This window comes from Rhodococcus sp. MS16 (assembly GCF_013277795.1).
GTDB lineage: Bacteria > Actinomycetota > Actinomycetes > Mycobacteriales > Mycobacteriaceae > Rhodococcus_F > Rhodococcus_F globerula.
In genome coordinates this window covers 93,721-116,175 of record NZ_VBTM01000011.1, presented here as the reverse complement: position 1 = coordinate 116,175, position 22,455 = coordinate 93,721, and the positions used below count along the sequence as shown (strand labels likewise).

Genomic DNA, 22,455 nt, shown 5'->3' with positions numbered 1-22,455 from the left:
CGTGCTCCTCGTGGTACCACTCATTGAGCAAATTCCATGAGTTACCCCCTGTTGGAAGATGGACAGGGGTGCGCATGACACCTATTTTGGCATTGAATTCCAGCGAAGAAAAACTAACAATCACCAGGTTGATTTGTTCGGAGAGTCGCGGGGATCAAGTGCATGAATACTTCGGGGAACTGACTTTGTGCATGTTTTCGTGAGAACCGAAAATAGGTCGCAGCGATGAAGGTTTTACCGTTTCCCTGCCAGTAATCGACCCGACCGTGCCGCACTTGCACCGGCCAATGTCGCGGCACCGACGGTGATCATCGCGCCAAGCAGAATTGCTGCAGGCTCACCGTCGCCGAGCACGCCGAGCTGCGAGCCAACCGTTACCGCGGCAACGGGAACACCGAGCTGCGCAGCAGACAATATGCCGAGCGGAAGAGGTAAACCCATTACCCGAACCACGGCATGCACTACGAGCGTTGCCATGCCTAAAGACACACCGAGCCAGATGGACGACGGATTGCTGACGAGGTCCCGAAGATTGATGGAAGCGCCGAGCCACACGAAGAACAGCGGCGCAAAAAAGCCATCCGTGACGGCGAAGAGCTGTTTCGCCAGGCGCCGGGGCTCACCGATCGCCGCAAGGACCAAACCGAAAGCAAAGCCCGCGAGCATGACGGAGACGTGAGTGGTTGTTGCCAGCGCCGCCAGAGAGAACAGGATCACCAGATTGATCCGCAGTTCGAGGGCGAACTTACGCTTCTCCGAGAACTTGTGGAGCCGCCGCCATGCTCCGGAACGGTGGAATGACCGGAGCCCGAAATAGAGCACGACCGCAGCGGCGATGACGGCGAATGCACCGAGCCCCGCACGCACCGCGTTACCGGGATCGATTACGAGCGGCACCGCCACGATGCATGCCGTGTCGGCGATGGCGATCTGTGCCGTCATCTGCAGAACGGATGTTCCACCAAGTGCGAGTGAATCTACGATCGGAAGAATAAGTGCTGCAGACGAAGACGCTATGAGCACCGCGTACAGAAAGGCGTGACCGGTATCGAAAACCGATGCCACTGCGTACCCGGCGACAGCGGCCAGAACCCCGACCATCACTGCGCGGACCGCGCCCTTACCCATCGCCGACCGAACCGCAGGATCGCGAACGGGGACGTGCGAGCCTGCCACCAACATCGTCAACGCAAAACCGATATCGGCCATAAACGTGAAAGTGTGGTCAGTCGCATCGAGCAATCCGAATCCGGTGACCCCGAGAATGACACCCGCCGCCAACTCGCCTACGACTACCGGGATATGCCAGCCTTCGCGTGCCGCCAGCAGCGGCCCGAGTAGCCCGGCGAAAGCAACCAATGCGAGTACGTCGAATGTCACCAATGATCTCCTCGCCGTTTGGTGCCTGTGCCCAGGGGTAATCATCGCATTGGGGGATGACGGGGGGATTCGACCAGGAGGCGGTACCCATGAGAAGGATCGTCGCCGCAATCGCGGCGCTGTTCCTGTCGACATTTGCCTTGATCGGGTGTGGTGACACCAGCACCGATTCCCACGGCAATCACTCTGCCGAGATGGGAGTGACCGCTGCAAACGCACAGGCAGCGGAAATTGTGATCAACGGCTTCGAATACTCCACACCGGCCCCCGTGATGCCGGGTCAAACTGTCACGGTCCGCAACAACACTGATGACGAGCATTCCGTTACGTCTGATACACCAGGGTTGTTCGACGTCATTGTCAACGAGAACGAAGTCGCACGTCTCACAGCGCCCGAGGAACCAGGGTCCTACGCGTTCCACTGCACCTACTTCTCGGACATGCACGGGACCTTGACCGTGGAGGATTGAGAGGAAGTGATCAGCCCCCTTCCGAGCGAAAGGTATCTTGGTCGCCTTCAATGCGTCGAAAGGTACTTTCGCTCTGTTGGGAGGGATGAGTTTTGCCGTAAATAACCGGCCCGGAAACAGTTCCGGGTGTACGGTATGCGGGTGCGCCGGAGACTGGTAATCAGTATCGTCACGTTAGTGGTTTGCGCCTTCGGCTTCGCGCCGCCCGCGCTCGCAAACAGTACGTATTCGTCGCAGCTTCTGTACTTTTCGGTTCAGGTCGGCCCCGATCGGGCAACGCAGTGCACGGTTGTCGGCGAGCTGACCATCCCTGACGGCGTCAGTGCCGGAAATCGGGCGCCGGCGATCCTGACCACCAATGGTTTTGGCGGATCGTACAAAGACCAGATACCGATGGTGCAATTTCTTGCCGAGAACGGGTACGTGGGTCTTACGTATTCAGGCCTCGGCTTCGGCGGAACCACCTGCAAGATCACCCTCGATGCTCCCGCATACGACGGCATCGCCGCGTCACAGTTGGTCAGCTTCCTTGGCGGCAGCGAAGGAATTGCTTTCACTGATCCTGGTCTGACGCAACCATTTCCGGCTCTAGACGTGGTGGTTCGAGACTCGGTGGACCACAACGGAGCGCCGTCGATCAACGATCCTCGCGTCGGTATGTCGGGCGGATCGTACGGTGGCGGTATTCAGTTTGCCGCTGCCAGTGTCGATCCGCGCATCGACACGATCATCCCGATGATCACGTGGAACGATCTGTCGTATTCGTTGGCGCCCAACAGTACTGGCATCGTCACCGGCGTATCGACGGTGGAACCCGGTGCGTCCAAGGTGCTGTTCGCGTCGTTGCTGTTCGGATTGGGAGTCACGAATCCTGGTGTCGACGGGTATGTCGCCGATCCCGCGCGGCTCGAGGGTTGCCCGAACTACGTGTCGTACATGTGCAATGCCATTGCGCAGGCGGTGGTTACAGGTGAAGTGGGTCCGAAGATAGTCGCGGATCTGCGGGCGTCGTCGGTCGCGTCCTACATCGATCAGATCAAGATCCCGGTGTTGCTCGCGCAGGGGCAGCAGGACACTCTGTTCGATTTGAACGAGGCGACTGCCACCTATGAAGCGCTGAAAAGCCGTGGTGTGGATGTGAAGATGATCTGGCATTCGTGGGGGCATAGTCACTTGGCTGCTGCGCCAGGCGAATTCAGCTTCAGTGCTCCGGACGCCGAAACTCAGTACGAAACAGGCCGATTCCTCGACTGGTTCGACCACTATCTTCGGGACGAGAACGCCGAAACCGGGCCGGAATTTGCTTACTTCCGTAATTGGATCGACTACGAGGGAAATGCTGCGCCGGCCTATGCGACGTCGAATACCGTGAATGTCGGCAGCAGCCGGGACTTCCATCTCTCCGCGGATGGCGCACTGCTGCCAGGCGGTGTACCGCCGGTACCCGGAGCGAACACCGTAGTCACCGCTCCAGCGGGTCTTCCGACTGGCATCGAACCGCTCAATATCTCTCCGGCAGGCAATATTCCGAATGTGCAGATCCCCGGAACCGAGGCCTTGTGGACCTCGGCTCCGATGACCGACACAATGGACGTTGTCGGTTCGCCGACTGTCACGTTGCGGGTCGCGGCGCCTGGACAACCGGTGGTGTTCGCCAAGGTGTACGACGTGGCGCCCGACGGAAGCTCGACGTTGATCAACGGTTTGATCGCGCCGATCAGGATCAGTGATCCGTCGCAACCGGTGCCGGTGACCATGCCCGCGATTGTCCATCGTTTCGAACCCGGTCATGCTGTGCGACTGGCGATCACAGGGGGAGACATCAGCTTCCGGGGCGGTCTGGCCGGGATGCCGGTGACGATCTTTGTCGACGCCTCAGGTCCGCTGCAGCTCCCGGTGGTGGGCTAGCCGGCCGTCACTTCAGATATTCGCCCAGCTGTCCGGCCCGAAGACCTCGTAGTGGATATTCTGCGCCGGAACATCGCGTGCTATCAACGATTCACGCATGGACAGCATGAACGGCATCGGGCCGCAGAGGAATGCCTGTGTGTTCGGCTCGAGTTCGATCTCACGCAGATCGGCACGTCCTTCGTGAACAGCGCCGAGGGGTGCTAACGAACCGAGGTCTTCGTACCAGCGGTGCAGTGTTGCGGCCGGGATCTTGCCTACCAGCTCGCTGAGTTCAGCTCGGTGAGCGTGATCAGCGATGGAGCGATCCGCGTGAATCACCGACACCGAGCGCTGAGCGCCGGTATCCACGAGGTGATTGAGCATGCCGATCATCGGCGTGCATCCGATTCCGGCAGACGCGAGCAGGAGCGGCGAATCGTCCTCCGGCATCATCAGATCGCCAAACGGTGTGGTTACCGACAGTTCGGAACCTTCGAAAGCGTTGTTGTAGAGGAAGTTCGATACTTCGCCGTCGGGCGTGCCCGAAATCCTCTTCACGCTGATGCGCCAGTCGGCACTACTCGGCACGGAACAGAGGCTGTATTGCCGGATTTGCCGAGCGCCGTCGGGGAGGGCTACCCCGACTGAAAGATACTGTCCGGGAGCGAATGTGGGGAGAATGCTGCCGTCGAGTGACGTGAGTGTCAGTGACACGGTATCGGCAGACTGCAATACGCGTTCGGTGATTCGCACCGTCCGCCAGACGTCTCCGGGTTCGACTCCGGCGAGCTGATAGAGCCCACGTTCCATGGTGATCAACGTTTCCGCCATCAGCCAGTAGACCTCGTCCCACGCCTTCGCGACATCGGGAGTGACTGCATCACCGAGTATTTCGACGATTGCGGCAAACAGGTGCTCGTGCACAATTGCGTACTGGTCCGGGGTGATTCCCAGCGACGCGTGCTTGTGAGCGATACGCGAAAGGATCAGATCGACCTTGGCGCTGTCGGGTTCGAGTTGGAGTGTCGCGAAGGCGGCGATCGCTCCGGCGAGGGCTTTCTGCTGTTCGCCTTGCTTTTGATTACCACGGTTGAACAAATCACGTTCGAGTTCGGGCTGGGCCTCGAACATCTTGCGGTAGAACAGCGTTGTGATTTCTCCGATGGCGGCGCCGACCACGGGGAGGGTGGCGCGAATGACCTCGGTTGACGCATTGGAAAGCATGAGATGCTCCGTTCGGTCGAAATTCGGTTGTTCAGCCTGCTTCGTCGCTCCGAGTGGTGAGGCGAAGCAGAACATTTTTGGACGGTTGGCGCGTCACGTCTTCGATCGTGACTCCGTCGAGTGAGGCAAAAAATGCCTCTTGCGCGTCGTGGAGTGCACTCCGCAGGAGGCATCCGCCGCGCAGAGGGCACGGTTTATCCCCTTCGCAGTCGACAACCTCTCCAGGCCCTTCGAGGCGTCTGGCGAGCCAGCCGATGGTGGCGGTCCGACCCAGCTCGGTGATGGAGAGCCCGCCGCCGCGCCCGCGTTTGGTGTTGACTATGCCCAGTTCACCGAGTCGTGTGACCACTTTGGTTGCGTGGGCGTACGACACGTTGAGCTGCTCGGCAATTACCCGCGTACTGGGGGAGGCGTCGGCGTCGAGTACGGCAAGCCGCATGACGACGCGCAATCCCAGGTCGGTGAACTGCGTCAGTTGCATGACCTGAATCTACATAATTCGCATCTGAGATGACTATTTATGTGAGGGGGATCTCGAGCTCAAAGGCGGGTGGCCGAACCGCCCGGGGCGACGTGAAGAAAACGGGGTGGTTGCCAGGTTCGCGCTGTAAAGGCCTCGCAGATGGATACGGTGACAGCGGCGGACTTCCCCGCCGGCATCAGTGCGATGGCTGATCCGCCGAATCCGCCGCCGGTCATCCGGGCAGCCACAGCGCCGCCGAGTCGGGCGGCGGTGACCGCGACGTCGAGTTCATTGCACGAGACTTCGAAGTCATCGCGCAGCGAAGCGTGGGAGCTGTTCAGCAGTGAACCGATGTCGCCGAATCTTCTGATGCGCAGAAGTTCTGCGGCCGACAAGGTTCGGTTGATTTCTGTAACCACATGCCGTGCCCGTGCCCGGAGTATCGGATCGCTCAGGGATTCAGCCTGCTCCGCGGTGGCTTCTCGTAGACTGGTGATGCCGAGAACCGCTGCTGCATCTGTGCATTGGGTGCGGCGCAGCCCGTACTGTCCGTCCGCGAGTGAGTGTTTCACGCGCGTGTCGATGACCAAGAGTTCGAATCCGGCATCGCGGAGGTCGAAGGGAATGTGTTCGATAGATCCGTCCTGGCAGTCGAGCAACAGGGCGGTCGACGGCTTGGCGAACATCGCGATGGTTTGATCCATGCCGCCGGTCGGTGCGCCGACGCCGTCGTTCTCGGCACGGATACACACCTGCACCAGCTGATCCCTGGTGAACTTCGAACCGCGAAGGTCATTGACCGCCAGTGCAACTGAACAGGTCAGAGCCGCTGAACTGGACAGACCTGCCCCTACCGGAACCGACGAGTCGATGACCAGATCGAGGCCACCAACAGTCATGCCTTCGCGGGCGAGTGACCACAGGACTGCCGTGGGATAAGCCGCCCAGCCTGCTCCGATCTCGCCGACGGCTCCCACATATGTCTCGTCGGACTGCCTGCTGTGTATGCGAACTGTCTGGTCGTCGCGCAGGGCAACTGCTACCAGCGTCCGCTGCTCGAGAGCGACGGGCAGACATAACCCGCTGTTGTAATCGGTGTGCTCGCCGATCAGATTGACGCGGCCCGGCGCCGACCACACGCCGGTTGCCTGATATCCGTACGCGTCGCGGAACTGGTGGAGTACAGAATCTTTCGATACGTAACTCATCAGGCGAGCTCACGTAGGCGGGTCGCAACTGCCTCCGGCACCGTGTCGCTGATCCAGGCGCCCATCGCCGATTCGGACCCGGCGAGATACTTGAGCTTGCCGGGTGCCCGCAGGATCGAGAACAACTGCAGGTGCAACCGCCCGAGGTGCCGATCGATACGGATCGGGGCCTGATGCCACGCCGCTATGTACGGCACGCGGTCGATTCCCGGGTAGAAGCTGTCGATACGCCGGAGTAGGTCCTGATACACATACGCAAGCTCTTCGCGCTCTTCGGTATTCAGTGACGGAAGGTCGGGAACATCGCGGTGCGGTGCCAGATGAATCTCGATGGGCCAGCGCGCGGCGGCCGGGACGTAGGCACTCCAATGCTCCCCGGCGTACACCACCCGGGCGCCGTCTTGTCGTTCGAAGGCCAGGACGTCCGCGAGGAGTGAGCGTCCGGTGCTCTGAAAGTGCTTGTCCGCCTGAGCCAGTATTGCCTGGGTTCGCGGTGTGACGTAGGGGTAGGCGTAGATTTGGCCGTGGGGATGAGTGAGAGTCACACCGATCTCTTCTCCGCGGTTCTCGAAGCAGAACACCTGCTCCACCGACGGATCCGCCGACAACTCCTCGGTCCGCGAGATCCACGCGCCGACGATAGTGCGCAGGCGTTCGGCAGGTAGTTCGCCCACCGACGCGGTGTGATCGCTCGAGAAGCACATCACCTCGCAATGGCCGACCGCGCGCCGATCATCGGGCCCGAAGCGGTTGGCGGACAATAATTCGTCTTGCGCGGGCGCAAAACTGGGAAACCGGTTCTCGAACACTGCGACGTCGTAGTTCGCCTCGGGTATCTCGGTGGGCGCGCCGGCTAGAGTGGTGGGGCAGAGCGGGCATTCGGCTGTGGTGGGCAGGTGCGTTCGCGTCATACGATGCGACGCCATCGTGATCCACTCGCCGGTCAGTACGTCGTAGCGCATCTGCGACTCGATTGTGGCGGAAGGTAGTTCGCGTAGATCGCGGGCGGTCCGCGTGTGGGTGGTGCCCGCGTCGTCGAAGTAGAAGATGTGCCGACCGTCGGCCAGCGTACGACGCGTCGGACCGGGCGCTGGCGTCATGTGTCAACTTCCCATTCCAGAACACCCTTGCTCACAACGGGTTTCCACACTCCGATGGTGTCGCCCGTCTCGAGTGCGGTGGCGTGGGCCGCCAACATGACCGAGACAGACGCCCAGATCGGTCCGCCGTTGTCGGTCCCGTCCGACGCGTATTCGGTGACACAATGGTGCAGGGCTCCGCCTCGGGTGTCCACAAAAAAGTGGTACTCGTCCAGTCCGGCAAAGGGAATGAACGTCGGAATGAACATGTTTGCAGCAGTACCCGCATCGTCCCGATCGCGTCGATCCATCTCGTCTGCGGGATAGAGGTCGGGATTCTCGTAGATCGTCTCGTCCCACGTTTCGAGCAGCGTGAGACGAACCTCCGTCGCGACGTCGATGGGGTACAAGAACTTGTCGGGAAGAACGCTTCCGAGAAAGAGTCCGGTCCTGTCGTCGTGAGTCAGGCTGCCGTTCTGGACTCGATAGAGGTCACGCAGATCCTGGGGCCACGAAACACCGGTCGACGCCTCGAACTCGTCGATGATGCTGTCGCTGAGTCCTGGTTGAAACGCGGCAGCCGTCACCGGTGCGTGTGTGCGGCACCAGGTGGTGATTCGACCCCATTCGTCTGCAACGCTCATGGGCTTTACGATACGTCCGCGTCAGGACCCGTGAATCAGGTACTGCAGCGTGCTCACCAGTGCCCGGTCCGAATCCTCGGACTTGCGGCCCGCGATTCCCGAGCGGAGAACCGCAGAACCTTCGAGCAGACTGACAATCGTCTGCGCCGTTGCGGTGCGCCCCGCCGCATCAAGATCTGGTTGTGTGCGCGCGACAACCTGCTCCACGTGCGCGATGTACTGCGCGTAGAAATCTCGGACCACTACGGAGACTTCTTCGTCGGCGGCGGATAGCGCCCACACCTCGACGTACAGCCGAACAGTGGCAGGATCGTCCTGTTCGCCGAGCAGGATTCTGACGAACTGCTCGGATTCCTCGCGGGACACTGTCTGCTGTGTGTCCGTCACGGCGGCCAGCCGGTCGAGCGAACGGGTCAACGCGCGCGCCATGACTGCGCGGATCAGGTCGGCGCGAGTGGGGTAGTAGTGCTGCAGGTGCCCCACCCGCACACCGGCCGCGGCGGCAAAATCTCGCATGGCCGCGTTTGCGTTGCCCTGCGTCGTCAGTACCTGTTCTGCAGCGTCGAGTAGTGCTGCCGCGCGAATGGCGCCCTTGGTCGGGGTCATGTCCGCAATACTGCCACGCCGAGATTCTCCAGCTCGGAGATAGCGTGGCCCGGATTCGGAACTGATTCGGGGAAAGCAACTCCGGGACGTGCGTCGTCGCTCAGGACGTGCCGCACTGCGAGTGCGCCGCCTACTGCTGTGAGATGCGCCTGGCCTTGCGGATCGACAATTGTTGCGCTTGTAGCGCCGTTGGCGCCGGTGACGTCGACTCGTACCTGAGCGCTACCGCCTGTGCCGGGTGAGTACAGCAAGCCGCGTCGTAGCGAGGTGAAGCGTTCTCCGCGTCCCCACCGAAACAGACCGACCTTCTTGGCGGCAAGCAGTGCTGTCGTGGAAGCATTCGAGCTGAAACCGATTCGAGTGCTTGCAGTGTCGACGTTCAGGGTAATGGGAAACGTGAATTGCTCGGGAGTGTCGATCCTTCCGACTTTGGTGCGCGATCCCGGGAAATCCACCCAGCGGGTATCCGTCAATGGGCTGACGGTGATCGGATTTCCGTTCTGCATAACCTCGAAGTCCTGACCGAGACGGTCCATGAACTCGACGGAGTCGAGGCCGGCAATGTCGTTGACGTCGTAGCGAATCGAGACGTCGATCAGCTCAGCGCCGCCGAGCTCTTCCGCGAGCGCGGCGGCAACGATGTTGGTGACACCGCCCATCCAGCCGGACGACAGGTAAACCGGTGCGGTGGGCAACATCTGGCTTGCCAAAGTGGCTGCGCGGGCTACCCTCGTAGTCCAGCGGGTGATGTCCACGTACGGTATTCCCGCTTGGACCGCGGCAGTCAACACACGATCGTGTGGATCGTTGACGGTCGACACGACCGCACGTACCGAGGCGTCGAAAGGCGTCGGATCGGTGAGGTCCCAGCGGCGGACCGAAGCTCCGTGCCGACGGGCCAACTCGGCGCCCTTCTCGGGGGTACGTCCGGTCAGGAGTAGCAAAAAGTCAGGTGCAAGCAGGGCGGTCAGCGCGCTGCCGACGGTTCCGTATCCACCAGCTACGAGGATGGCGCCGTCTGGGTCGTGGCGCAGTGTGTCGGTCATGCATCCAACTCTAGGTCAAATGACCTAAAACGTCGAACGGTCCCGGTGTCAGTCCCGATGAGCCACGATGTTGACCACGTTGCCGTCCGGGGCCCGGACCAGGAACCGGCGCACACCCCACACTTCGGTTGTCAGTGGGTGCACGATCTCGTATCCGAGTGTCCGGGCTTCGTCGTACGCGCCGTCGACGTCGTCGGTGTGGACGGAAATGACCGAGTCCTCGGGGGAGGTCGCATCATGCGTGACGAGTTGTACATGCGCATCGGAGTCGGGAGACGCGAAGCGTGCCACCCAACCCATGTTGAACTCCTCGGTGCTCAGGCCGAGGAAGTCGGCGTAGAAACTCTTAGCCGTCTCTACATCGGGAACTTTGAGGTTGGTCGTGATTCGTTGTGAGCGCATGCGGTCTCCCGGTCGTCGACAATAGGTAACTTCGATAATTGCCTGCGCGCCGGGACATGTCGAGAGGTGTTGTGGCGATTGACCGCACGAAATTCGGGCAAGTGGGGGACAATCACCGTCAGGCGACAAGTCGAGGAGATGCAAATGTCCGAGGCCAAATCCGAGCACACCGATGTTGTAGTTGAACCCGAGCCGTCGATGATGAAGCGGTACTACCCCGCTGCGGTGCCCGTGATCCTCGGTTTGATCATCTTCTTCCTGCCTGTGCCGGATGGTGTCGATCCCAAAGGTATGCAGATGCTCGGCATCTTCGTCGGCACGATCGTCGCGTTGATCCTGCAACCGCTGCCCACCGGATCAGTTGCCCTCGTCGGCTTGTCGATTGCGATGATCACACAGACGGAGACGCCTTCGGAGGCGCTGGCCGGCTTCAGTAACACCACGATCTGGCTGATTGTGGCGTCGTTCTTCATTGCCGAAGGTTTTCTGGTCACCGGTCTGGGCAAACGGATCGCGTTGATGTTCGTCACGAAACTCGGAAAGTCAAGTCTTGGACTGTCTTACGGGATGGCGCTGACCGATCTGATTCTTGCACCGGCAACACCGTCGAATACCGCGAGAGCGGGCGGCGTGGTGTATCCGATCATCGTCTCGCTGAGCAAACTCGAGGATTCCAATCCGGAACCGGAGGAATCCCGAAAGAAGCTCGGCGCGTATCTGCTGCTCACCTCACTTCAGGTCAACGTGGTCACCTCGGCCATGTTCATCACCGCCATGGCCGGTAATCCGGTAGCCGTCGACGCGGCCGCCAAGCTAGGTATCGAGATATCTTGGGGTAAATGGGCATTGGCGGCTTCGGTGCCGGGAATTGCCAGCTTGATCGCGATCCCGTGGGTGATGTCCAAGATCTTCCCGCCGACCATGCTGAAAACCCCCCAAGCTCCGGAGCAGGCCAGGGACGAGCTACGCAAGGCCGGTCCCGTGAGCCGCGACGAGAAGATCATGGCCGCAACGTTCATTCTGCTGCTTGTGCTCTGGTGCCTGGGTACACAACTCAACGTCAACGCCACCACCACGGCGTTTGTCGGCATCGCGATCCTCCTGGTCACGAAGGTGCTCAGCTGGAACAACCTGGTGACGGATAAAGGCGCATGGCAGACGCTGGTCTTCTTCGCTGTATTGGTGGGTATGGCAGGTCATCTCGAAGAGTTGGGCGTGATCGCGTGGATCGGCGGGCAGGTCTCGTCCAGTGTCGACGGGCTGCCGTGGATCTGGGCATTCGCGATTCTCACACTGGTCTACTTCTACGCGCACTACCTGTTTGCTTCCAACACGGCACAGATCGTCGCGATGTACGCCGTGTTCCTCGGCGCAGCGGTTGCCACGGGCGCTCCACCACTGTTCTCGGCCTTGGTGTTCGGATTCATCGGCAGCCTGTTCGGCGGTATCTCGCACTACGCGTCCGGACCCGCCGGAGTTGTCTACGGCTCCGGGTACATCAAGACCTCCGAGTGGTTCCGAATCGGGTTTGTCATGAGCGTTGTGCTCATCCTCATCTGGACGATCATCGGTGGCGCGTGGATGAAAGTGATCGGTGCCTGGTGATCAGTTGTCCTTGCGGCGCAAGCTGAACCGCATGGATTCCTTGTTGACGGCGGCGATTGCCGTCAACGGGATCTCGGCTGGACACACCTTTGCGCATTCGCCGTAGGTCGAGCACGGCCCGAAGTCGGCTTCCATCTGATCGGACATCGCGCGGGCGCGCTTGCCTCTTTCGTTGCGACCCTGCGTTACCAGCGACAGATGGGTGAGTTTGGAACCCGTGAACAGATGGGCCGCTCCGTTGGGGCACGCGGCAACACAGGCGCCGCATCCGATGCAGGCCGCAAAGTCCAGCGCGGCTTCGGCACTCTGATGGGAGAGCGGTTGACTGTCGGCGTCAGGTGCCGTGCCGGCGTTGACGGAAACATAGCCACCGGCCTCGAGAACGCGATCCATAGCCGACCGGTCGACCACCAGATCCCGTACCACCGGAAACGCCGCAGAACGGAACGGCTCCAAAACAATTCGATCACCGTCCGAGAAACTACGAAGATGCTGGCGGCACGTCGGCGTGTTGGCCACCGGCCCGTGCGGGGTGTTGTTGACGGTGATACCGCACGAACCGCAAATACCTTCGCGGCAATCGGAATCGAACGCGATGGGGCTCTTGCCCTCTTCGACGAGTTGATCATTGAGTCGATCGAGAAGTTCGAGCAGCGACATCTCGACGCTCGCGTCGTCAACCTGATAAGTATCGAAGGCGCCGGAAGATTCAGGTCCATTCTGGCGCCACACGTCAACAGTGATTTTCATGCGTAGTTCCTCGTTTGCAGCGGAACAGCGGTGAAGGACAACGGTTCGTCGTGACGGATGTGCCGACCGTCCTTGGCGGTTTCCCAGGCCGAGACAAAGCACCAGCGATCGTCGTCGCGTAGTGCTTCACCATCCGACGTCTGGTGCTCGGCACGAAAATGTGCTCCGCATGATTCGTCCCGGTCGAGCGCGTCGACGCACATCAGTTCGGCGAGTTCGAGAAAATCAGAAACCCGCCCAGCCCGTTCGAGTTCCTGGTTGAACTGGTTTCCGGTTCCCACAACCCGCAGGTCCGACCAGAATTCGCCGCGCAGTTCCCGGATCTCCGTAATGGCCTTTGTCAACCCTTCTGCCGAACGGGTGACTCCGCAACCCGCATACAGGATCTCGCCGAGTCGGCGATGGAATCTGTCGGGGCCGTGCTTGCCACCTACAGACAACAGGAGTTCGACTCGTCCTCGAACGTCATTGAGCGTCGACACCACCGCCTCGTCGTCGAGGCTGAGTTCGGGAGTACCGAGCAGGGGTGCAAGGTAGTTCGGAATTGCATAGGGAAGGGTGAACCACCCGTCGACGCAGGCGGAGAGCAGGGAATTGGCGCCGAGCCTGTTTGCTCCGTGGTACCCCCAACCGGCTTCGCCACCGACGAACAGGCCTGGGATCGACGTCATCTGGTCGTAGTCGTTCCAGAGGCCACCCATGGTGAAATGCGCGCCCGGTGCAATACGCATCGGCACTGTATAGGGATCCTCACTGGTGGCATCGCGATACATCGAGAAGAGGTTTCCGTACCGCTCTTCGATGGTCTTTCGACCCAATCGCGCGAGCGCATCTCGAAAATCCAGGTACACACTGTTTTTCAGTGGGCCGACGCCATGACCGGTATCGATCTGCTCGCGGGCGGCACGCGAGGAAACATCGCGGGGTGAGAGATTGCCGAAGGCGGGGTACTTGCGTTCGAGGTAGTAGTCGCGCTCGCTATCGGGGATGTCTCCGGGTTCGCGATTGTCTCCCGGTTGTGCTGGTACCCAGATGCGGCCGTCGTTGCGGAGCGACTCGCTCATCAGGATGGTCTTGGACTGCCACTCGGAATTGACGGGAAGTGCGGTGGGATGGAACTGAATGAAGGACGGAGACGCCATCAATGCGCCGCGCCGGTGCGCTCGCCACGCGGCAGTGGCGTTGGAGTTCTTGGCAAGAGTCGATTTGTGGAAGACCGTGCCGTAGCCGCCCGACGCCAGGACAACCGCATGTCCTGTGGTGGACCTGATTTCGCCGGTCACGAGGTCGCGCGTCACAATTCCCTGGGCGCGTCCGTCTGCGACGATGAGATCGAGCATCTCGGTGCGGGTATGGAGGTTCACGGTGCCGGCAGCGATTTGTCGTTGCAGTGCCTGCGACGACGCTATCTGCAACTGCTGGCCCGTCTGCCCACGCGTGTAGTACGTGCGCGAAACCTGGACGCCACCAAACGATCGGGTGGCCAACGTGCCGCCGTATTCGCGTGCAAACGGAGCGCCGATGGCATTCATATGGTCGATCACCCGCACGGATTCCTCGGCTAGCCGGAAGCAGTCCGCCTCGCGTCCACGGAAGTCGCCGCCCTTCACGGTGTCCTTGACAAATCGATCGAGGCTGTCGTTGTCGACCTTGCGGGCGCGGGCTGCGTTGATGCCGCCTTGAGCGGCGACGCTATGTGCGCGTCTCGGTGCATCGTGGAACGTGAACGACTCGACGTGGTAACCCAATTCGCCGAGCGATGCGGCACAGGCCGCGCCGGCGAGTCCGGTACCGACAACGATGACCGTGAACTTGCGGCGATTGAGTGGGCTGACGAGTTTGTAGTCGAGTTTGCGGTTCGGCCAGGCCCTCGACGGATCTCCCGGCGGTACGTTACCGTCAATCGGGGTACCGATGGTTCGCAGGTCGTCGGCGTCGAAGCTGCTCATCTGATCACGCTCCTGTTTTCGAGACGAGTCCGGTGAGAACGGCGATGGGGATCGACATGTTTCCCACCATGACAACCAGTGCGATGATGCCGGCGAGTGCGACCGCAACTTGGCGGAACCGCTGACCAGTCACACCGAGATCATTGACGGCACTCCATAATCCGTGGGCCAGATGCATGGCGAGCAGGGCCATCGCGAGTATGTAGAAGGCAGCGACAGCGGGGCGTTCGAAGCTGGCAACGAGATTGTCGTAGGCGTAACTCTGCGATCGGGTGGCCGCTTCGTATTCGGTGCTGCCGATCGGGCGGGTGCCGGTTGTGAGGTCGAGGATGTGAAAGACGATGAACAGCAGGAGAACTGCTCCGGTCACCGGCATTGTCCGGGCGGTGAACGACGAAAGTCCTAACCCCTTGCGGCGGAACGGTCCTCGGGCTCTGCGCGCGCGGAGGGTGAGAAGCCACGCGCACCACACATGGGCGATCAGCGAGACAAGTAGAACGATGCGGAGAATCCAGAGTAATCCTTCGTAGGGAAGGAACGGTTCGAAGACGGTTCGTAGCCAGTGTGCATAGTCGTCGAAGTGTTCGGCGCCGGTGTACACCTTCAGATTGCCGATCATGTGGACGACCACGAATGCCGCAAAGATCAGCCCCGTCACTGCCATCAGAATCTTGCACGTGACGTTCGACGGGCGTGGGCGTGACCGTGTTGAATCGGCACCGGCGTGCGGTACGCGGGTCGGAACACTCACTCGTAAAACCTCCCAAGCCAGACGTGCCGGATAGGTGCCGTCAGCCTAGGCGTGATTGTGCAATTGGGCAGGGGAACGCAGTGCGACTTGTCGGTTCGTGCCGGTCAATGGTTATGTAACGGACAATATTACTCGGAAGTAAGGAAGCGTGGGCGATGGTGAACTCGACGTCACGACGACGAGCAGTGTGCGTCGGCGCTGCATCTGTCCTGGCAGCTGCCCTGATCGCGGCGGGGTCACCGGCCGGGGCGCAGGAAGCCGTCGACCTGTCCGAGGTCTTCAATCCGCTGGTTGTGCGAGCTCTCCAGGGTGGTGAGATCTCGGGGGAGTTCACTCCACTGGGACTCTCGTCGGATGATCCGTGGTTCGACGAACCAGAACTCAGTGGCGACACAGCGCCGGGACTCCTACTCAAAGCCCGCCCAGTGAGCGTGCAGGTCTATCAGGTGCGACCGGACGCGGTCAGCGCCTACCAGCTCATGTACACGACAACCGATCATTTCGGACGTCGGGTGATCAGCACCGGAATCCTGATGATTCCCGAGGACGGCACCGCTCCCGCTGATCGCAAGATCATCGGTTATGCAGAGGCGAACGACAGCCTCGGGGCCAACTGCGCTCCCAGTCACCAGTGGACCGGTGGAAATCAGAGCGACCCGGCCATGTTCTCGGCACTCGGACCCGTTGCGGAGATGTTCGGACGCGGTTGGGCCGTCATGATGAGCGATGTCGGAAACGACGGGGATACCTCGCCGCACCCGTTCTCCGTCGGTCAGTTCTCGGGCAAGGCCACCCTCGACGGTGTACGAGCGGCGCTGGCGCTTCCCGAGGCCGGATTGGCATCCGATACACCGGTTGGCATCTACGGAGTTGCCGGTGGCGGTGTCGCGGCGGGCTTTGCGGCGGAGCAGGCCCATACCTACGCGCCAGAGCTGAACGTGACGGCCAGTGCGATCCAGGCGATGATGATCGATCCGGCAACGTTCGAGGCAACTGCAGCCGGCGGCATCGGTTCCGGGTTTGTCTTCTCGTCCGTCCTCGGATTTGATGCCGGGTATCCGGAGATCAAGCTAGACGATCACTTCACTCCGGTCGGCCGCGACGTTGCTGCGGCTTTTCGGACATCTTGTCAAGCACTGTATTTGGCGCTTCCGTTCGTTCCGTTCGATGTTCTGTTGACCAACCCCGCGCCCCGAACCATTCCGGCGCTGGCGGCCGCCTACGAGGACAACACCTTGGGCAAGCAGGCACCGAAGTCGAAGTTGCTTATCTCGTCCTGTGAAGACGATTTTCTCGTGCCCTTCAGTGAGGCACAGGAATTGGCGGATACGTATCGCGCCGACGGTGGTGACGTCGATCTGATTCCTTCGCAGTGTGGGCCTCTCGACTATGTCACCAACCTGTACAAGACGGTTACCGATCAGCTCGGGATGCAGGACGTCGCCTGGCTGGCTGCGGAATTCGATGAAGCAGAGAGTAAGTAGATGATCCGAAAGTCTTTGACGCGCAGAGATTTTGCCCGCACAGTTATGGTGGGCTCGGTTGCACTTGGCAGCGCGATGGCGGTAGGAACAACTGCTTCGGCGCGCGAGGTGGATCGGTACCTCGATCTCGCCGCGGTCAACGCCGATGCCGAAGCCGCAGGTGGGCTTCATCCGACTCTGCCCTCCGATTCCGCGAAACTTCGTGTCCTGCTCGACGAGGCCAGATCGGCAGGGGTGGATCCGCGGCGGTATCAGGTATTGCTGAAGCAGTATTGGCTTGCAGTCGGAACGGAATCCGCGGGAATCGACCTTGCCTCCTGGACTCCGTTCGACGGTGTTCACGCAAATCTCGGCAACCTGACCAATACCTTTGCGTTCTACGAGCGCCTCCAACTCGATCACAGTGAATTACAGTGGGCTGGAATGGGTGGGATGGTTGGTCCGGCTTTTGCAGCGGGACTACTCGACGTGGATTTCGGGCGGGTCGTGCTGAACATCAGAGCGATCAGCGACGCTATGGCCGTGGTGTGGCGCGAACTCGATCGTGTCGGCACACCCATCGCGCAATCGATGGCAGCGCCCGAAGACCTCCAGGCGTTGCTCCAGGTGGGGCACGAAATTCGACCTGAGGATGTGATGTGGTTTCAGGGCAAGGTAATTGCCATGAGCAAACACATTTTCTCGGATCTCATCCCCATGCATATGGCGTGGATACACAACGGGGCGGACGGGATAGGCGAACTGGACCGGGCCGGCCTGCTCGACGAAAATGCGCGAATTGCCTGGCGCAACATTGCATCCGGTAATCCGGAAGCGGTGTTCGACGGTAATGTGCGACTGCTTCGGCGTGAGCAGTACCAATCCGTCGGCGATCAATGGGACGAGGCAAAGAACTATCGCGGAAGCGTCGGTCGGGCGCTGACGTATTTGACCACGTTTGCCGCGTCGCCGTCGATGCCGGGTGTAATCCCACCGCGTGAGTCCGATTCGCTCGAGTTCCAGGTTGGCGCAGCAAGAATCGCGACTCCGTTGCCGGACTTCAACTGGGCGGATCGAGACGGGCGCTGGATATACATCACCAACCAATTGCTTCCCGTCTACCGCGATCTCATGAACGATCAACCGGTCCTGTGGCGCGAGACGTTGGCCGCCCCGGTATCTCAACGGATTGCGGGTCAGGGCATGATCGCGCAGCTGCCGGACCTGCTCCGTTCGATGCTCTCGGCGGTCAAGATCGACTGGAACTGACGGTTGATCCAGGATCTTTCCTGAATAACAATCCTGCCAAAACGGGTAAATAAGACAAAATTCTCGTTACCGTGACCGGACATCCGACATTTCAGGGGGTCCAATTTGATGGTCACTGTGCGTAAATCGGTGTTGAGAGGAATTGTTGCAGCCTCGTTGGTTGCGGTAGCAGGAGTAGGACTCTCGCCGGCAACAGCCAGCGCTGATGTCACGCCCGTTACCCTGGTCAACGGCGTTCTGTCCACAGTTGGTGGGTGTCAAACCACCATTCGTGAATTGATCGTGTTCTGCACGGGCGCAGAGACGTTGACCAGGCGGTCGCCGCTTCTCCTCGATCTGAATCCGGTCGGAACCAACATCGTTGTGCTCGGCGCTGGGCTATTCGACGACGGCACCATGCGAGATATGTTGGTCGACCGTCTGCAAGCTGCCTTGTACCTCGCGCAGAGGTATCCAGCCGCACCGATCATCACCAGCGGCGGTGCGCCCAAGTCGGGTGTCACCGAAGCCAGGGCTATGCGGGATTGGCTGGTGGCCAATGGCGTTCACCCGGGCCGCATAACCGAGGAAGGCCGATCGGGTTCGACAGTGCAGAACGCGCAGTTCACCTCGCAGATCTTGGCCGACCGCGGAGCAACCGGCGTTGTCGTGGTGTCGAGCGCCAACCATGTCGAGCGGGCGATGATCGACTTCAGGGTTGCGGTGGCAGGCAGAATGCTTGTCGCCGGCGTTATTGCTGCGACTTGATCAACTCTGCTTCGGCCAGCAGTTGCTCGTCACCGCTCTGGGTGCGCAGAGCACGTTCCTTGATGAAGGCGACGGCAACAAGGCTGAGCAGCCCCAGAATTCCGGCAATCAGAAACAGGCGTGCGGTGGCGTCGCCGTACGCGATGCGGACGACGTCGGCAAGGGCGTCGGGCAGTTCATTGAGATTGGACAGCCCGGCGCCTCCCGTTGCGTCGACGCCGATTGCGCTCAAGCCCTGAGCAGTCAGATGTGCCACGTGTGTCGACAGAACGGCGCCGAGGATCGAGACTCCGGCTGCCCCGCCGAGCGAGCGGAAGAATGTGATGGTTGAACTGGCCGCTCCGAGATCGCTCGCATCGACCGTATTCTGCACTGCGAGAACAAGATTTTGCATCACCATGCCCATGCCGGTGCCTGCGATGAACAAAAACACGCCGATCCAGACGACTGAGGTGGCGTGGTCGATGGTGGCGAGCAGGAAGAATCCGAGTGTCATCGTGCTCGCGCCGGCAACGAGGAAGATCTTCCATCGACCGAACTTGGTGATGAGTGAGCCGGAGATACTGGACGACAGGGTGGATCCGATCACCATCGGAAGTGTCAGAAGCCCTGCGACAGTGGGTGAGTAACCGCGTGCGATCTGAAAGTACTGTCCGAGGAATACCGCGCCGCCGAAGATGGCAACACCGACGGTGATGCTGGCGAAGGTCGCGAGCGAGGTGGTGCGGTCACGGAAAAGCCGCAGGGGAATGATGGGTTCCTCCACCACGCTCTCGACCCAGACTGCCGCGGCGATAAGCACGATTCCGAGACCGCACAGGAAGAACGACATACCGGAGGACCACTCGAAGTTCTTGCCCGCCAAAGTCACCCAGATGAGGAGTGTGCTTACGCCGCCGGCGATGAGAGTCGCACCGGCGTAGTCGATCTTGACCTTTCTGCGTACTACAGGAAGATTGAGGGTGCGCTGTACGACTATCAGTGCGATCACTGCCAACGGGACGCAGACGAAGAAGGTCCAGCGCCACCCTAGCCAACTGGTATCTACGATGACGCCGCCGATGAGTGGACCGGCGATGGTGGCAATCGACATGACGGCTGCGATCGGACCTTGGTATCGGCCACGTTCGCGAGGACTGAACATGGCTGCGATCACGATGATGACCAGTGCCTGCAAGCCACCGAGTCCCAGGCCCTGCACTACTCGGAAGGCGATCAATATGCCGACGGATTGTGCGAGTCCGGCCAGGATGGATCCGATGGTGAAGATCAGGATGGAGAGTTGAACCAGCAGTTTTTTGCTCACGAGATCCGAGAACTTGCCCCAGATGGGCGTTGTGGCTGTGGAAGCCAGAAGAGTTGCCGTCACGACCCAGGTGTACTGATCCTGGGTTCCGTGTAGTTCGGTGATGATGGTCGGCAGGGCATTCGAGACAATGGTCGAGGACAGGAAGGCCACGAACATTCCGAGGAGAAGTCCGACAAGCGCCTTGATCTTCTGCCGGTGCGACATCGGAGCGGCGGGGGCCTCCTGCAGGCGGATCGATCCGACTTCTTCATGCGTGACCACGGCGACCCCACTTAGTTAGTTGACACATGCAACATTAGGCTAAGTTGGTTGTAGAACGCAACGGTTTTGCGATTAGTTTTCCATGCTGCCCAGTCGATGCAGAAGCGATGTCAGCGCGATGACGTCCTCGGGATCCCACGTCGCCAATCGTGCGCGCCACTCGTCGGCCTGACGATTCTGGACGGTGGTCACACGTTCCCGGGCCTCGGGTGTCAGGGCAACCAACTTTGCCCGGGCGTCATCGGGATCGGGGATCCGCTGTACCAGTCCGAGGCGCTCGGCCGAATCGATTTGTCTGGTCAATGTCGACTTCTCGATATCGAGCGCAGCAATGAGATCCGACATCGGAACCGCATTCGAACGGTTCAGAAGAACCAGGACGGAGTAGAGCGCCGGATCGAGTTTGGGGTGGATGGCCCGCGCGTACTTACGGGCGCGAGCGCGCCCGCGCTGCCACATATCGGCGAGTTCCATCTGCAGGCCCGAGATGGGATCTGAAACCACTGTTGCTACCCCTTAGGTGCGTCGACTTCCGGTGTTCATCCAACCAGAAGGAGTGCGGGATGCGAGTTCCGGATTCATTGTCACCCGAATGCAAATTAGTCATTGCCCTGAGAATCTCCTAACGGTTTGATGCGGTGACTGATCTATTGTCTGATTCGGGACGGTCCGTAGCTGGATAGTTGCCTGACCAGGCGATATTGCAAGCGTAGCGTGTTGGTCGGACCGTCCGTTATGGCTATGCTGCACGCTATGGCCGAATTTTCGGGGAAATCAGGCAAGTGTGGGCCACCCTGGGGGAAGCGAGAGATTTGCCCTCGTATGTTCGAGGCTCCGTCGTGAAAGCGTTGATCGACCTGATCGCGCAGTGGTGGCGTCTGCCCGATCAGTATCAGAGTTTCATGCGTTACCTCGAAGACCGTGGTCTTGTGTCGGCTTGCCGAATCCTGGTCGGCGGAACTGCGTTCGGGATGGGGTTGATCCTCGTCCTCATGAGGTGGAGTGCTGTGGGACCGCAAGGTTCGTTCTGGCGATCCGTCAACCTGATTGTGGTCGCAGCCTGCCTGATCGCTGCCCTCATTTGGTGGCTGTTTCCGCCAACCCGGCTGTGGTCCTACACCTTTGTTGTCGGCTCCGATATTGCTATCGCGGTGGCGTCGTTCTCGGACGTCGATCCGCTGGCACGATTGTTGTGCTGTGTGGTTTTTGCCTCGATCGGTGGCTACATCGCGTTTTTCCACAACCCCACGTTGCAGCTCGGGCACCTGGTATTCGCCACCCTGGTCACGATTATGGCGGGGTGGCCGCTGCTGTTTGGTGACAACACGGATCCAGGATTGGGAATTGCCAAAATAGGTGTCACTCTCGCGACCGTCTATGTGATTCCCGTCGTCTCACAGATCATGTTGGCGATGCTCAGTTCGGATGCAACAACATCGGAATTCGATCCGCTGACCGGGCTTCTCAATCGACGTGGGCTTTCACGTCGGGCGACGGACATCGTGGGCGAGCAGATCGACGAACACAATGCGCTTCTGGTTGTGGTGATCGATCTCGACCGATTCAAGGAGATCAATGATCTCCACGGACACGATATCGGTGACAACACAATCATCAGGACCGGTTTGCGCATCAGGCTCTGGACGTCGCAGTCGGCTCTGATCGCTCGAGTCGGCGGTGACGAATTTGTAGTGCTCGAGCGGGCGCCCTTCAATTCGGTGGCAAAACTGTCGACGCGGATCACCACATTCATGAGTGGTGACAATGACGTACCGGCAATCAGTTCGAGTATCGGAATCGCGATTCGTACGGCGCCCCGAGAAGTGGACGAAACCGTGGACGAGATTGTTTCCGCACTGTTCAGGGTGGCCGATTCGGCTATGTATCAAGCCAAACGTGAGGGTGGAAATCAGGTGCGTGCCAGCGTCGTGTGAAGACT

General features: G+C 60.3%; 21 protein-coding genes. 7 read left to right on the top strand and 14 right to left on the bottom strand.

What is annotated here, in order from left to right; all coding sequences use genetic code 11:
• Positions 1-234: 234 nt before the first annotated feature.
• Entirely contained in the window at positions 235-1,380 is a 1,146-nt protein-coding gene (locus FEZ60_RS23145) for a cation:proton antiporter (protein ID WP_095887359.1), read from the bottom strand.
• Positions 1,381-1,469: 89 nt separating this feature from the next.
• Between FEZ60_RS23145 and FEZ60_RS23140 the strand changes: the two genes are divergently transcribed.
• Positions 1,470-1,850: a cupredoxin domain-containing protein gene (locus FEZ60_RS23140; protein ID WP_033233666.1), complete on the top strand. Its 381-nt coding sequence runs from the start codon at positions 1,470-1,472 to the stop codon at positions 1,848-1,850.
• A 126-nt stretch (positions 1,851-1,976) separates the two neighbouring features.
• Positions 1,977-3,758: a CocE/NonD family hydrolase gene (locus tag FEZ60_RS23135; RefSeq protein ID WP_172937088.1), complete on the top strand. Its 1,782-nt coding sequence runs from the start codon at positions 1,977-1,979 to the stop codon at positions 3,756-3,758.
• A gap of 12 nt (positions 3,759-3,770) precedes the next feature.
• Here FEZ60_RS23135 and FEZ60_RS23130 read toward each other — a convergent pair whose 3' ends face one another.
• Genes FEZ60_RS23130 through FEZ60_RS23095 form a run of 8 tightly spaced genes read right to left on the bottom strand, consistent with a single transcriptional unit; the run spans position 3,771 to position 10,412 of the window.
• Positions 3,771-4,964 (bottom strand): globin domain-containing protein, encoded by a 1,194-nt coding sequence (locus FEZ60_RS23130; RefSeq protein WP_172937087.1) that lies wholly within the window; start codon positions 4,962-4,964, stop codon positions 3,771-3,773.
• 31 nt (positions 4,965-4,995) lie between these two features.
• Complete coding sequence (locus tag FEZ60_RS23125) at positions 4,996-5,445, bottom strand: Rrf2 family transcriptional regulator (RefSeq protein WP_033233664.1); 450 nt, start codon at positions 5,443-5,445, stop codon at positions 4,996-4,998.
• A gap of 59 nt (positions 5,446-5,504) precedes the next feature.
• On the bottom strand, positions 5,505-6,635 hold the full coding sequence (galK, locus tag FEZ60_RS23120) for a galactokinase (protein WP_172937086.1): 1,131 nt from the start codon (positions 6,633-6,635) through the stop codon (positions 5,505-5,507).
• Complete coding sequence (gene galT / locus FEZ60_RS23115; protein WP_172937085.1) at positions 6,635-7,735, bottom strand: galactose-1-phosphate uridylyltransferase; 1,101 nt, start codon at positions 7,733-7,735, stop codon at positions 6,635-6,637. Before galT ends, galK begins: the two co-directional genes overlap by 1 nt.
• Positions 7,732-8,358: an SMI1/KNR4 family protein gene (locus FEZ60_RS23110; RefSeq protein WP_172937084.1), complete on the bottom strand. Its 627-nt coding sequence runs from the start codon at positions 8,356-8,358 to the stop codon at positions 7,732-7,734. Before FEZ60_RS23110 ends, galT begins: the two co-directional genes overlap by 4 nt.
• Positions 8,359-8,379: 21 nt before the next feature.
• Entirely contained in the window at positions 8,380-8,964 is a 585-nt protein-coding gene (locus tag FEZ60_RS23105) for a TetR/AcrR family transcriptional regulator (RefSeq protein WP_172937083.1), read from the bottom strand.
• On the bottom strand, positions 8,961-10,010 hold the full coding sequence (locus FEZ60_RS23100) for a saccharopine dehydrogenase (RefSeq protein ID WP_172937082.1): 1,050 nt from the start codon (positions 10,008-10,010) through the stop codon (positions 8,961-8,963). The genes FEZ60_RS23105 and FEZ60_RS23100 overlap by 4 nt, the downstream gene beginning before the upstream one ends.
• Before the next feature lie 48 nt (positions 10,011-10,058).
• On the bottom strand, positions 10,059-10,412 hold the full coding sequence (locus FEZ60_RS23095) for a VOC family protein (protein WP_045065497.1): 354 nt from the start codon (positions 10,410-10,412) through the stop codon (positions 10,059-10,061).
• A 144-nt stretch (positions 10,413-10,556) separates the two neighbouring features.
• On the opposite strand from FEZ60_RS23095, the gene FEZ60_RS23090 reads away from it, so the two are divergent.
• On the top strand, positions 10,557-12,017 hold the full coding sequence (locus FEZ60_RS23090; protein ID WP_033233866.1) for an anion permease: 1,461 nt from the start codon (positions 10,557-10,559) through the stop codon (positions 12,015-12,017).
• Here the strand turns inward: FEZ60_RS23090 and FEZ60_RS23085 are convergent, their stop codons facing one another.
• Genes FEZ60_RS23085 through FEZ60_RS23075 form a run of 3 tightly spaced genes read right to left on the bottom strand, consistent with a single transcriptional unit; the run spans position 12,018 to position 15,467 of the window.
• On the bottom strand, positions 12,018-12,767 hold the full coding sequence (locus FEZ60_RS23085) for a succinate dehydrogenase/fumarate reductase iron-sulfur subunit (RefSeq protein ID WP_045065495.1): 750 nt from the start codon (positions 12,765-12,767) through the stop codon (positions 12,018-12,020).
• The gene (locus FEZ60_RS23080) at positions 12,764-14,716 is read right to left on the bottom strand and encodes a fumarate reductase/succinate dehydrogenase flavoprotein subunit (protein WP_172937081.1); all 1,953 of its coding nucleotides are present in this window, start codon (positions 14,714-14,716) and stop codon (positions 12,764-12,766) included. The genes FEZ60_RS23085 and FEZ60_RS23080 overlap by 4 nt, the downstream gene beginning before the upstream one ends.
• A gap of 4 nt (positions 14,717-14,720) precedes the next feature.
• Positions 14,721-15,467, bottom strand: a complete 747-nt coding sequence (locus FEZ60_RS23075) for a succinate dehydrogenase cytochrome b subunit (RefSeq protein WP_033233655.1) — start codon at positions 15,465-15,467, stop codon at positions 14,721-14,723.
• Between the two features lie 155 nt (positions 15,468-15,622).
• Here FEZ60_RS23075 and FEZ60_RS23070 point away from each other — a divergent pair, with 155 nt between their 5' ends.
• The 3 genes from FEZ60_RS23070 (at position 15,623) to FEZ60_RS23060 (ending at position 18,946) form a co-directional block, all read left to right on the top strand.
• Positions 15,623-16,951: a lipase family protein gene (locus FEZ60_RS23070; protein ID WP_033233654.1), complete on the top strand. Its 1,329-nt coding sequence runs from the start codon at positions 15,623-15,625 to the stop codon at positions 16,949-16,951.
• Positions 16,952-18,199 (top strand): Tat pathway signal protein, encoded by a 1,248-nt coding sequence (locus FEZ60_RS23065; RefSeq protein ID WP_172937080.1) that lies wholly within the window; start codon positions 16,952-16,954, stop codon positions 18,197-18,199. It abuts the gene before it with no gap.
• Between the two features lie 108 nt (positions 18,200-18,307).
• Entirely contained in the window at positions 18,308-18,946 is a 639-nt protein-coding gene (locus FEZ60_RS23060; protein WP_033233652.1) for a YdcF family protein, read from the top strand.
• Here the strand turns inward: FEZ60_RS23060 and FEZ60_RS23055 are convergent.
• Both FEZ60_RS23055 and FEZ60_RS23050 read right to left on the bottom strand, forming a co-directional pair.
• On the bottom strand, positions 18,930-20,459 hold the full coding sequence (locus tag FEZ60_RS23055) for an MFS transporter (protein WP_045066757.1): 1,530 nt from the start codon (positions 20,457-20,459) through the stop codon (positions 18,930-18,932). The genes FEZ60_RS23060 and FEZ60_RS23055 overlap by 17 nt on opposite strands.
• 129 nt (positions 20,460-20,588) lie before the next feature.
• Positions 20,589-21,020: a MarR family transcriptional regulator gene (locus FEZ60_RS23050; RefSeq protein WP_033233651.1), complete on the bottom strand. Its 432-nt coding sequence runs from the start codon at positions 21,018-21,020 to the stop codon at positions 20,589-20,591.
• Positions 21,021-21,355: 335 nt separating this feature from the next.
• On the opposite strand from FEZ60_RS23050, the gene FEZ60_RS23045 reads away from it, so the two are divergent.
• Positions 21,356-22,450, top strand: a complete 1,095-nt coding sequence (locus tag FEZ60_RS23045; protein ID WP_033233650.1) for a GGDEF domain-containing protein — start codon at positions 21,356-21,358, stop codon at positions 22,448-22,450.
• The last annotated feature ends 5 nt before the right edge of the window (positions 22,451-22,455 follow it).